The organism is Lewinella sp., from assembly GCF_050633125.1.
In the GTDB taxonomy this organism is placed as follows: Bacteria; Bacteroidota; Bacteroidia; order Chitinophagales; family Saprospiraceae; genus Lewinella.
In genome coordinates, this window is record NZ_JBOEFX010000028.1 from 1 (window position 1) to 12855 (window position 12855).

The 12855-nt window shown below is 42.7% G+C and carries 3 protein-coding genes and 1 pseudogene; all 4 read left to right on the plus strand.

The features are described 5' to 3' along the window. A partial coding sequence (locus ACRBG0_RS08475) for a response regulator transcription factor (RefSeq protein WP_431486471.1) occupies positions 1-759 on the plus strand: 759 nt, incomplete at its 5' end. 593 nt (positions 760-1352) lie between these two features. Then, positions 1353-2894, plus strand: coding sequence for a hypothetical protein (locus ACRBG0_RS08480; protein WP_431486472.1), 1542 nt, complete (start codon positions 1353-1355; stop codon positions 2892-2894). Positions 2895-3294: 400 nt separating this feature from the next. After that, complete coding sequence (locus ACRBG0_RS08485; protein WP_431486473.1) at positions 3295-3756, plus strand: hypothetical protein; 462 nt, start codon at positions 3295-3297, stop codon at positions 3754-3756. A gap of 617 nt (positions 3757-4373) precedes the next feature. Further along, positions 4374-12855 (plus strand): annotated as a pseudogene (locus ACRBG0_RS08490) (hypothetical protein); the annotation flags it as partial.

The window sequence follows — 12855 nt, forward strand, 5'->3', positions numbered from 1 at the left end:
GAGGACAATGATGACTTTAGAGCTTATCTGCTGGAAATTCTTAGGCCTTATTATCGTCTGGTTCAAGCTAGCGATGGTTTAGAAGCGCTGGGTGTGTTGAACCAGCAGACAGTAGATTTAGTAGTATCTGATGTAATGATGCCTCGAATGGATGGTTTTGAACTATTAAAAGCAGTGCGTAGCCAGCCTCAACAGTGGGGGCTGCCGTTTATTCTACTTACAGCCCGCTCTGAGCAAGCCGACCAGCTTTATGGTTTGCGTCTAGGCGTGGATACTTACCTTTCTAAACCTTTTGAGGAGAATGAGTTAATCGCCAGGATTCACAATTTATTGAGCAATCAACAAAAACGCAAAGCAGCCTTTGAGGCTGCAGTTGTTTCAGGAAAGAAGGAAGCATCCTCCTCTCTGGTAGAGGCTCCACTGCTACCAGGGCCCAGCTTTGATGAACTATGGTTGATAGATTTAGAGGCATTGCTAGCCCAAAAAATTAGAAACCCCCAACTGAAAGTAGGGGACTTGGCACGTGAGATGGCGATGTCTGAACGTAGCTTCCGAGATAAGCTAAAAGATTGTACAGGACTTAAGCCAAGTCAATATATTCTTCAGACACGGCTGCAATTGGCTTATCGGTTGTTAGAAGAAAAACGCTATCCAACCATTGCCGAATTGGTTTACGCCGTTGGTTTTCAGAGTAAGGCTTATTTTTCTAAATCTTTCAAGATGATCTATGGTAAGTCGCCATCAGAGATGTTGAAATAAGAAATTGCCGAAAAGCGTGCCTTTTTTGCCGAATTGGTTCTGCCTATTTCTGTTAATTTGTAGATTGAAATTCTTCTCGTGTAGTAGGTTGTCCGACTGATGATATTTGGCATTTGCTGGCTTATCCCCTCAGGTCCGTAGATGTTACCCCTTGTTTTAAAAATTTCATACAATTAATGATTTTCTAGCCAGACCATTGGGGTCTGGCTATTTTTTTGCCTTTTGTTGATGGTGAAAGTTTCCTGCACGGTGTCAACAGAATTGCTTCGATATTGTCAGAAAGCGATATTGGATTAGGAAGCGGTGTCTATTCTTTTTATTTCCTATTTGTTTAGTAGGTTTTCCTTTTTGAGTGCCCTTTTTGCCGAAATGGATGCTTTGAAATAGTGTTCTTTGTTAGTAACGTATTGTTGGGGTTTGTTGCTGTTGTTAGGTGAATATATTGCTAATCTCTTATTGGGGATTATGTATGTATTCACCGTTTATCGAATAAATCCATCCCGTAAATTTTACCGATTTTTTAAGAATTGATAGTTGCCCCAATGACGACTTGATTACTGTTTTTTTATACGACCTACTTTAAAAATAATCACATGGAAAATTTACGCGAACTGGTTTATGTCATAAACCAGAACAGAATGAGCCACATTGAGTTATTAAACACAAAAAAACACAGTAAATCGAAAGTAAATCGACTCTTTTCTGCCATCAGCAAAGGAGATGTTAATACTGATGAGGAAGCCTTCAGTTTACTATATCCAGATTCGGATTCCAAAAGCGCTTTTAATAACCTCAAGGCCAAGCTGAAGGAAAAGCTTCTGAATACCTTGTTTTTTATCGATCCGTATCAGGCCAACCACTCCGATCGGCAGGTCTCCTTCTTTGAAGCGCATAAAGATTATGCAGCAGCTCAAATACTACTAGCCAAAAATGCTCAGAAATCAGCAATTGAATTACTAAAAAAGCTACTCAAAAAATGTGAGCACTACGAGTTTAGTGAACTCAATTTGATGATTACCAGGGCACTTTGCTTGCATTATAGTACGCGGATCGGAGATGAAAAGCGCTACAATTATTATGATAAGAAAAGAACCGCTTATGAAGGTATTACCAGCTTAGAAGGTAAGGTAGAGCGATATTACTCCCAAGTTATTCTGAAATTTGTCAACAAGAAATCTCCTAAGCCTCATTTAGCACAGCAGGCAGCGCTTTATTGTGAAGAGCTCATTCCCGAACTTGAAAAATGTACCTCATATAAGTTTCATCTTTTTACTGCGCTTATTCGCCTCTTCCAGTACACCTGCACCAATGATTACCCTGCTACTTTACCCATTTGCGAAGAGGTCATTGGTTTTTTTAAAGATAAGCCCTTTGCAGCTAATACCCCCATCCAACTCTGTTATCATCATCAGTTGGTCGCATATATCCAGCTGGAAGACTATGACAAGGCTCGCCAGGTTGCAGAATTGAGTCAGCAGCTTACTCAGGATGGGACCTTTAACTGGTTCAATAACCTGGAGTATTTATTCTTATTAGCGATGCATACCAGTAGGTTTCAGGAGGCTTACCAACTGTTCTCTACAGCAATCGATCATAAGCGATTTTCTTTTTTACCCGAGTATGTACAAGAGATGTGGGAAATCTACCAGGCATACTTGCATTTGATGATTGATTTAGGAAAAGTAGAAGCGAATGAAGAGGATAGGAATTTTACTCCTTTTCGTATTCAACGTTTCCTCAATAGCATTCCGCTTTATTCAAAAGATAAGCAGGGCATGAACATTGCGATCCTCGTAGTTCAAATTCTTTTCTATCTACAAAAAGGAAAATACGACCTTAGTATTGATCGTATCGAAACCATCGAAAAATACTGTTCTCGCTATTTAATGACGCCCGAAACTATTCGTTCTTATTATTTTATAAAATTATTGTTAGTTATTCCACAAGTAGGGTTTCATCGCACAGCGGTAGAACGCCATACTAAGAAATATTGGGATAAACTGAGAGGTGTTAGTAGTGAATTCTCGCAGCAATTTCACAAAATTGAAATTATCCCTTACGAATTACTCTGGGAAACAACCCTTGGTATGCTCGGGCAGACGATCATAAAAGTTCGCCGCCAAAAAAGCGAGTAAGATATCCTCATTCTAGGCCTTAAAACTTCTTTAATAGGAGTACCTGTCAACAACCAGTCTTGGTTTGTTAAGGCCTTCTTTTCTTACCTATTAATGTGCTTTGTTTTTTACCTGGTAAAGTCATAACCTGTTGATTGTCAGTGATTGTGTTTTTTTAGGGTGAGTCAGAACTGGCTTCTTTAAGATGCTTGTCATTGCTTTGCTGTCTTTGTGTCAGGCTAATAACTGACGAATTTTGAAGTATTCAATATCACAGAAAAGATCATAACCATGAAAAATTTTACACCGTATTCAACAACGAAATTCACAGCTAGGGTAATTATCGGAGACACGTTTATTCCTTAGTTCTGTAAAACAAATGTCATACCCTGATTCTTAAAAATCCAACTTTTTAAAAAAAATGAAATTACCAGTATGGACAACAACTACAAAACCTTCTTTTACACTCATTTCTCAGCCAGAAGAAACCATTCCTAGTAAGAAATGGGTAAGTGTTGGAGTGACATTTGGAGACCCACGAAGAAATTGTTCTGGATCGGGTATTTGTCAAATTATGGCAACAAGACAGGTAAAGCGTTCGGGCTGCCAAGGTATCCGCATCAATGGGTTTTTAAACTTAGTAGATAATCGGCACTTGCAAGTGATTTTTGATCAAAGACAGCTTTCCTTTCAGGAAAAGAAGCAGTGCTTCACGAATGGGAAAATGCTCCTTAGATCCGATTTGTCACTACCCTCAGAAATTGCAACTGCCTTAGGAATTTCAGAACAGGCGGTACTGTCTCCTGGTGAATACCTAATCCATCGAGATGGGCATTACCTCTATCATTACGTTCGGTTTCAGAACTTATTTAGGAGGATTTAATTTTCTGACATTTTTCTTGAAGCTAAAGAAGGTGTAAGTGACTGATTTTAAATGATTTGTGTTTTTTAATAATCGGCAAGTTTTATTTTTATCAAGTGCTTGAAAGAGATTTTTTTTATGTGATTATGGGCTGGCGGGGGGTATTTTTGATTAACAAAGACACCCCGCCTCTTTTCACAAAGCATGATTGTTCTTTCATGAAAACGGAGAGCGTGTACTGACTAGAGACGGAATGAATTGTATCACATTAAAATTTTTACATCATGAATATATTTAACGTTGCTTATAGAAAAAAAATCATACAAAGACATGCTTTGTCAAATGCTGGAAAACCTTTGATAAGCGAATTATCTGTTTTTGATTTTTTCCTCATTCAAAACACTTCATAGATGATGTTTTAATGAAGAAGGTTGTTTTGAAGTTTAATTGAATTCAAAACAATTTGTTATTTTTTTCTATCTGATTTTTACACTTTTGGTCGTTTTTAATTTCCTGAGCAGGGGGCGAATACTGCAATTCCTCTACGTTAACAACCTAGCGTAGAGCAGTCATAAGTATGTCCCCTGCCAGGTAAATTTCAACCTATTTTATTTCTCTATCTCGTGAAAAATACGTCTATGAAGACTTCTCTACAAAAGATAAATGCGAGGCTAAGTCTTGGCATTTTTAGTTTACTCCTTTTAGGAGTCAGTGTGATTTTATATACTTCCCAACAAGATACAAAAGTCCCTGTACAGCAATTTCAGCTTGTATTGGATGCTACTGAAGTGGTGGACATGCCTGAAGTAGGCATACAGTTCAGCGCACAACAAAGCATGGGAAATACCGAGATCGAATTATTCGATCATTCAGTAATGCTTGCCCAACAAAAGAGCATTACCAAAGTGGTGGGTATTCACCCAGAAAATAATACTCAACTTGATGCTACCCTAACCTTTCAATACCACGAAAGTGAGTTGAATGGTCTTGCGGAAGACCTCCTGGTCCTCTATTCCTCTCAGGATGATGGAGAAACCTGGCAATCGCACGCCAATAGTATCGTTGATACTGAAAATAACTCGATCCACCTCAGTGACATCGAGCATTTCTCGTTGTGGACAGCCGGGCCGCTTTGTGCACCGGGTGGTGTGACGGTAGGCCTTGCACAATGGGCCAGAGCAGATGCTAGTATCTTCTCAGATGCGGGTACGACTGCTGCCAACGATGGAGATCCTGTAATCCAATGGAATGATCTATCAACCCAGCTACTTCATTTGACTGCGGCACCTGCCGATGCACCGGTTGTTGTTGCAGGCACGAAAGAGACGAATTACAACACTTCCCTGGATTTCGCTGGTGATTATATGACGAACCAGAATCGGATTGTTCCAATAGGCAGCGATTTAACTATGATTGCTGTAGGGATTACCGATGTATTAAGCGGTGTAAGAACACTTTATTCGTTTGGAGACAATGCTAACGATCCAACGATGGACTTACAAAGTAATTTCATTAGCCCATTTTGTGATGGCAGTGCCCCTTCTAATGTCGATATTTTTACGGGGGGACAATTGCCTATTGACAAGCCCATGATTTGGGGGCTACGTGGCCTTAACGAAAACACGATTGCTAATGACCTCTCCTTCTTTTATCAGGGAGAGGAAATAAGCACCACGATGGATATAGCAAATACCACTCAATTTGGTATTGAAGCTCACGTCGGTGGCGCAAGTGGTGGCGCCGAAAACTGGGACGGTCGCATCATGGAAGTTATCGCCTACGATACCAAGCTTTCTACTACTGACTTGCAAAAAGTAAGCTCTTATTTAGCCATTAAGTATGGAATAACCCTGCGTACGGTAGATAATGATGCTACGATTATAGAAGGAGATTATATTCTTTCTAATGGTACTAAAGCCTGGGATTACACCGCCAATACTGCTTATCATAACAATGTAGCTGGTATTGTACGTGATGATGCCTCCGGTCTGTATCAAAAGCAGGCAATTGGCATCGAAGATAATTCGCCTACGAGCGGCATAGATGCTTTAGTAACAATTGGGATTGGAACAGGGCTGGCTAGTCAGAACCCAGATAATGCCAATACTTTTTCTAATGATCTTGCTTCACTTATTTGGGGAAATAACAATGCTTCAGCAAGTTATGGTACTTCATATATCCCCAATAGTTTCTCACCTGCTGCTGGTTATTTTCACTACGATCGGATTTGGAAGGTTAGTGAAACGGGCATAATAGGCACGGTTACCGTTGGTGTTCCTAGAGCTACGGGTGCGGAGCATCTCTTGGTTCATAATAGCGCTGACTTTTCTACAGGCGTACCTGCCGAAATTGCTTTAACAGACGATGGCAACGGAAACTTGGTAGCAACGGTTGATTTTAATGATGGTGATTATTTCACCTTCGGGAATGAATTACAAGCCCCTGGTGGTGTAGCCGGAGCCTTGCAGTTGTGGGTGAAAGGTGACTCAGGAACCAGCTCAACCGCAGATGGTACCGCTGTAAATACCTGGAATGATCAAAGTGGCAACAACAATAACATGACGGTTACTGCTGCAAATCGCGATCCTTTCTATACCAATGCTGCAAGCACTTCAAATTTTAACCCAACAGTGACCTTTGATGGTGCTAATGATGGAATGGAAATTGCACCGTTTATGACAGGAACAGAACCTGGCGGTTCTGTATTTGGAGCTGCTGCAAATAATTCACCAGGTACCGGTTTTGATAATTTAGTGGTATTTGGGGTTGATAACCCTCACTTAGGAGTAGCGGCATCAAGCGGCAAACCACTGGGTTACTGTAATGGCTCTTCTCCTATTCGTAATGATCACCCTACAAGCCCTGTAGCTAGCCAGTTTCATATATGGGGTTGGGAATGGGATATGGCCAATGAGCCCTCTAATACATCAAGCAATACAGGCTTAGACGTAGTCTTTGATGGTCAAATCAATACTGCTCCTACCATGGAGTTACGCGAGAGTAGTTTTGCTAATGGCGCACCAGCTGCTAATCAATTTCAGATTGGATCTTATGAAGCTGTTGAAGTATGGGATGGCCCCATTGGTGAAATAGCAGTTTATAGTCGTAACCTAACGGCTGCTGAAAGTCAAAAAGTAAATTCCTACTTCTCTATAAAATGGGGTACAACATTGGATGATGACCCTGCTAATCCAACAACTAATTATGATTATGTAAGTTCTGATGGCACAATTATTTGGGGAGGAACGTCAGATGTTGCTTACCAAGCTTACCATAATAATATTGGAGGGATAGGAGAAGATGCTGCTTCTGGATTAAATCAGAAACAATCTAGATCCGTTAGCGCAGGTACAATAGTTGCTATCTATAATGGAGACCAAAGCGGAGGCCTACCTGCGAGTAATGCTTCTAACACAACGTCTTTTGCTTCTGATAAAAGCTTCTTGCTTTGGGGGAATAATGGCAATTTACCTGATTATGCTACCGCCTATATTCCTAATACTTTTGTTCCAGCTTCAAGCTATTACCATATGGCTCGTATTTGGAAAGTTGCAGAAGCAGGAATGGTAGGGACCGTTACTATACATGGCCCTTCTGGCGCAGAACATTTATTGGTCCATAATGGCGCAGATTTTTCAGTAGGTACACCTATGGAAATAGCTCTAGCTGATGATGGCAATGGCAATTTAGTAGCTACAGTTGATTTGGCTGATGGCGATTTTTTTACATTTGGTAGAGAACGCTATGCACCTGGAGGTGTTGTTGCTGGCCTGAACCTATGGCTTAGAGCTGATGTTGGCACTACTCCTAGTACGACTGGCGAATTAACCGCATGGGAAGACTTGGCACAGTTTAACAGTGCCGGCCAATTGGGTGGAAGACCTTTACCTTCTGTTATTGATGGTAGTGCTTCGTTATTTAACTTTAATAAAGCAGTTGAATTTACAGCAACCAGTCAGAAAATTGGAAACATTACTTCTACTACTTTAGGAACAACAAACTATGATATCTTCACCTTTACGAAGGAAGGTATGACAGGTAGTCGATTCTTCAATATTGGTAGAGACAACACGACATTTAACGGAACCAACTGGGATTCGCCTGCATTTTATACAGCTAATCTCACAGTTATGCGAAGAGCGTCTAGCGGTGCGTTATTATATTTAGCGAATCCTGGCGGTACATATAGTACAACGCTCCCTTCTTTAACATATAATCAATTTACGGATGTTTCTACGACTAAAGGTTACAATGGTGCAAACACAGGCGCTGTTGCTAGCTACGGTACCGCAGGGTCACCAATGGGGGGATATATTGTAGGAGCTAATAATAGTACAGGAACAGGTGGTGATGATGCCGGTTTTACAGGGACCGTAGGTGAATTTATTGCTTACAATAGAAACCTCTCACCAACCGAAAGGAGACGGGTAGATAGTTATATGGCTATCAAGTACGGTATTACATTAGATCAAACAACGGTAGCCGATTATTTGGATTCTGATGCTTCCGTAATTTGGAATACGGCAGCAAATACGGGGTACAATGATGATATAGCAGGTATTGCTCGTGATGATGCTTCTGCTTTGCTACAAAAACAATCTAAATCGATTAACCCTAGCAGTGTAATCACTATTTACAATGGAGACCAAAGTGGAGGCTTACCTGTTAATAATGCAGTTAACGTATCTACTTTCGGAGCAGATAAAGAATTTATGCTTTGGGGGCATAATGGAAATAATGCTACTTATACTACGGCCTACACTCCTAATACATTCTTACCAGCTGCTGGTTATTTTCATATGGGAAGAATATGGAAAGTACAAGAAACAGGAACAGTAGGTATTGTAACTATTCAAGTATCCGGTAACGCAGACCACCTCTTGGTGCATAATAGTGCAGACTTTAGCACAGGTACGCCAACAGAGACGCCTTTGGTAGACGATGGTAACGGTAACTTAATCGTTACTGTTGACCTAACTGATGGCCAGTTCTTTACTTTTGGAAAAGAAAGTGCTGCGCCAGGCGGGGTCGTTTCAAACCTAGTAGCTTGGTATAAAGCTGATGGTGTAATTAGTGATACTCAATGGAATGATGAGTCGGGAAATGGAAAACACATGTTAGCAGCAGGTAATGGCACCGTAGCTAGGATGCCGACGCTTGAAGTATCTCCCGGAGAAATTAATAACTTCAACCCTCGTGTTGCGTTCCTCTCTACTGCAAATGGTTCTCGAAAGTGGACTATGACTGAATCAGGAAATGACATTTTTGCTAACACCACTACACCTGGTTCCGTATTTAATGTTTCAAGTTTTCCCGCTACTACGGTTTATGATGTTCCACAGATGTATGCGTTTCAGGATGATGACCCAGGTCTAAACCTAATTACAGATAGAAATGCTGCTAATGATATTAGGGTCATCTTTCAAAGAGATAACGGAGGAACTGGGCAGCCTGGTTGGGATTTTGCCGTTGCAGGTTATCCACAAACGGAGCCTTTACTAACTGCTCATTGTTGGAATTATGCCGCTGGCGGTAATTCATTTACTTTCAATGGATATGATTACACGCCATCGTCTAATCCTTTTATTGGAGCTATGTCTGGCAGGTATCTTTTTGGTGCAGAAACACTAGGCGGTGGAGGTGAAGCGCATAGCGGATATACCTCTGAAAACGTCGTTTATGCCACAGATTGGGCACCTAATAGCAATGAACGAAAAAGGATCAACTCCTACCTTGCCATCAAATATGGCGTTACTTTATTAGGTTCAGGTACACTCGGCGGTGGCGCTGGTGCTGCGACCTTTGAAGGAGAAAATGATTACCTAAGTGCTTCAAGCACGGTTATTTGGAATGGTACTACTACGAATAGTGCTTACCATAATTATGTTGCTGGAATTGGTCGTGATGATGCTTCTGATTTAATTCAGAAACAGTCAAAGTCGGTTCGGAATGGCTCAATAGTTGCTATTTATTATGGCGATCAAAGTGGTGGTTTACCTGCCGATAATGCTTCTAATAGTGCTGTTTTTAATACAGATAACAGCTTTATGCTTTGGGGTAATAACGGAGCCGCTATTACTTATACCGAAAATGTTGGCGTTTTTGATTTAATGGCCCGTCAATGGAAAATCCAGGAAACAGGTGCTGTTGGAACAGTGACGGTCAGTTCAGGAGACCCTTCTGCCGAATACTTGGTGGTCGATACCGACGGTGATGGTGATTTTAGCACAGGAACACTTACGAGTATAGAACTGGCTGGTGGTTTAACTACCTATGACTTTAACGATGGAGACTACTTTACCTTTGGTCAGGTATCCTGTATTATCAGCACTACTTATGCCTGTTCAGCAGGTGATCCAGTAAATCTACCGAGCCATATTTTGTCTTATCCTGTAGGCGGAACCTGGACAGAATCCACTAGCAGCGGTGCAGATATCAGCAATCCTGCCAGTGTGGATTTTTCTGCTATCCCTGATGGCGATTACGTCTTCAAATACCAGACCGCTGGTCCTGAATGTTACTACGTAAACGTCAAGAAGTTATCAACAATACCGGCTCCTGTACTAGACGACATTACGGTCTGTGAAGGTGCTGATGTGACGATCAATGTACCCTTGTTTGATATCCCTCAGGAAGAAGCTTTCCATGCGGCCTTTGACGGTCCATTGACATACGTAGCGCGTGGGCAATGTACGGGTGGGACTATTGGTACCTGCCCCACCAACAATGAAGCTATTGTAACGGCGGAAGGCCTTACTCTCACGGGGGACTTTACATCCTTAAAGCGGGCTTCTGATTACATTCTCAGATATGCTGGTGGCCTGCACTTTATGGATGTCAACAGCGAATTCTGTGTGGAAACACCAACTATCTCTGTCGCTCCGGGCGACTTGGCTACGCTTTCTGTCGACTTGCGCCGTTCTTACGGCTACATGGAGCCCGACGACTATATCCGAGTATACAGTATTATAGACGGAGTCGAAACACTCGAACAAGAATACGCAGGGCAAATAAGCGCCTATACACAAACGTTCCGGATGACTGGAGTTACCGGTGGTACAGTAGCTATTAAAGTCTGCGTAAAAAGCGGCGACGGACAGTATGGTATTGGCGGATATGACGGCCCACTGGAACGCTTCTCTATTGAAGACATGAAAATTGTCATTACGCCCCAATTACCGAGTTACACCTTCTACGATGCGGACCCTGTTGGAGCCGCAAATGTACTGGGGACAGGCTCTAGTTATGATGCTGGTACAACCCCAGCCACTAGCCCCGAAACGGTATGGGTTACCTGCACCGTCAATGGCTGTGAAAGTGAAGCCGAGCCAGTAGTTATCACTGTGTCTGAAGCCATACAGGCCATGATGGATGGTTCTATCGCTTACTATTGCCCAGGGGGGGCAGGAGCTGACCCTACACTCAATCTTGAAGAACACATCATCAACTTCCAGCCTGGAGGCACCTGGGAAGATCTTGAGACAACGGGGGTTGATCTCAGTGATCCATCTGCTGTAGACTTTACCGGTATTGCTGATGGTGTTTATCAATTTGAATACCAATTGGACGGCTCCGCTCCTTGTGATGGAGAATCCGCTTTGGTAATGGTTTCTATTGGGCAATTAGCTGATGACCCGATCATTGATGATATTACAACCTGTGAAGGAGGAGCTACGGCTATCGTTCTACCTATTCCGATGGCAGGAGTTGAGGTACCCTTTCAGACATCATTTGATGGACCACCGGCTTATGTCGCTTACGGAGAATGTACTGCTACAACCATTGGCAGTTGCCCTGTAAATAATGAATCAATCATTAGCGCTGAAGGCTTGATGTTGAGTGGTGACTTCTCTACCCTTAAGCGTAGCTCAGATTACATTCGCAGGATTGGAGGTGAAATTCGTTTCCATGATGTAAATAGTGAATTCTGCCTGGAAACGTCTATTCAGGCTATAGGCCCAGGGGACGAAGCTGCTATTTCCGTCGATTTACGCCGCTCTGGCGGATATATGGAAGTGGACGATTACATCCGTATTTACAGTATCGTTGACGGTGTGGAGACCCTCGAGCAGGAATATACCGGCCAGATAAGTTCCTCCATGCAAACGTTCCAGAAAACGGGCATCACTGGTAGTGCGATAGCACTTAAGGTGTGTGTTAAAAATGGCGACGGTATTTCTGGTATTGGCGGTGTTGATGGTCCGTTGGAACACTACGCTATCGGCGGAATGCAAATAGCAGTTACTCCTCCATTACCAACCTACACCTTCTACGATGCTGACCCTGATGCTGGCCCAGCAACGGCACTGGCAACAGGTTACCAATATGACCCGGGAACCACAGCGGGAACTAGTCCTCAAACCATTTATGTAAAATACGAAAACAACGGCTGTGAAAGCAATGCCGTTCCGGTAACGATCACGGTATCTCCTAATCCTATTATGGATATGGACGGTACGCTTGCTCACTATTGTCCAGCGGGCCCTGGTGCTAATTCTACTATTGACCTCACGGCCTTTGTTCTGAACTATCAGCCTGGTGGTACTTGGAGTGATGACGACGCAGCTGGCGTAAGTTTAGCCAGCCCTGCCGCAGTTGATTTTGCCGCAGTAGGCGATGGTCTTTACCACTTTACCTATATCCTCAGCGGTGTAGCTCCTTGTGACGATAAGGCAGTAACAATGTTGGTGGTCGTTGGAGAAGAGGCAGAAGCAATTCCAACCCTCTCTGCTGCTACGCTGGCAAATGTCTGCCCAATTGAAACGGTAGATTTAAACAGTTTGGAAAGCAGTACTGCTCCGGTAGGTTCAACCCTAGTGTGGAGTACCGACGGCGATCCTTCAGATGGATTAAGTAGTACGGTTGCTGATCCTACTATGGTAGCAGCCGCAGGCACTTATTACGCCTATTATTCGGCCAACGGCTGTTTAGCGGATGATCCTGCTCCGTCAGTTGCTGTTACGATAATCGATTGTACTTTAGATACCGATGGCGACGGAGTTCCTGATGTAACAGACAGCGACCCAGCTGACCCCTGTGTACCTGCACAAGTAGCGGGTTACACGGGTTACGATGCAGGCAATGCCACTTGGGCAGCTGAAGATTGTGATGGCGATGGCT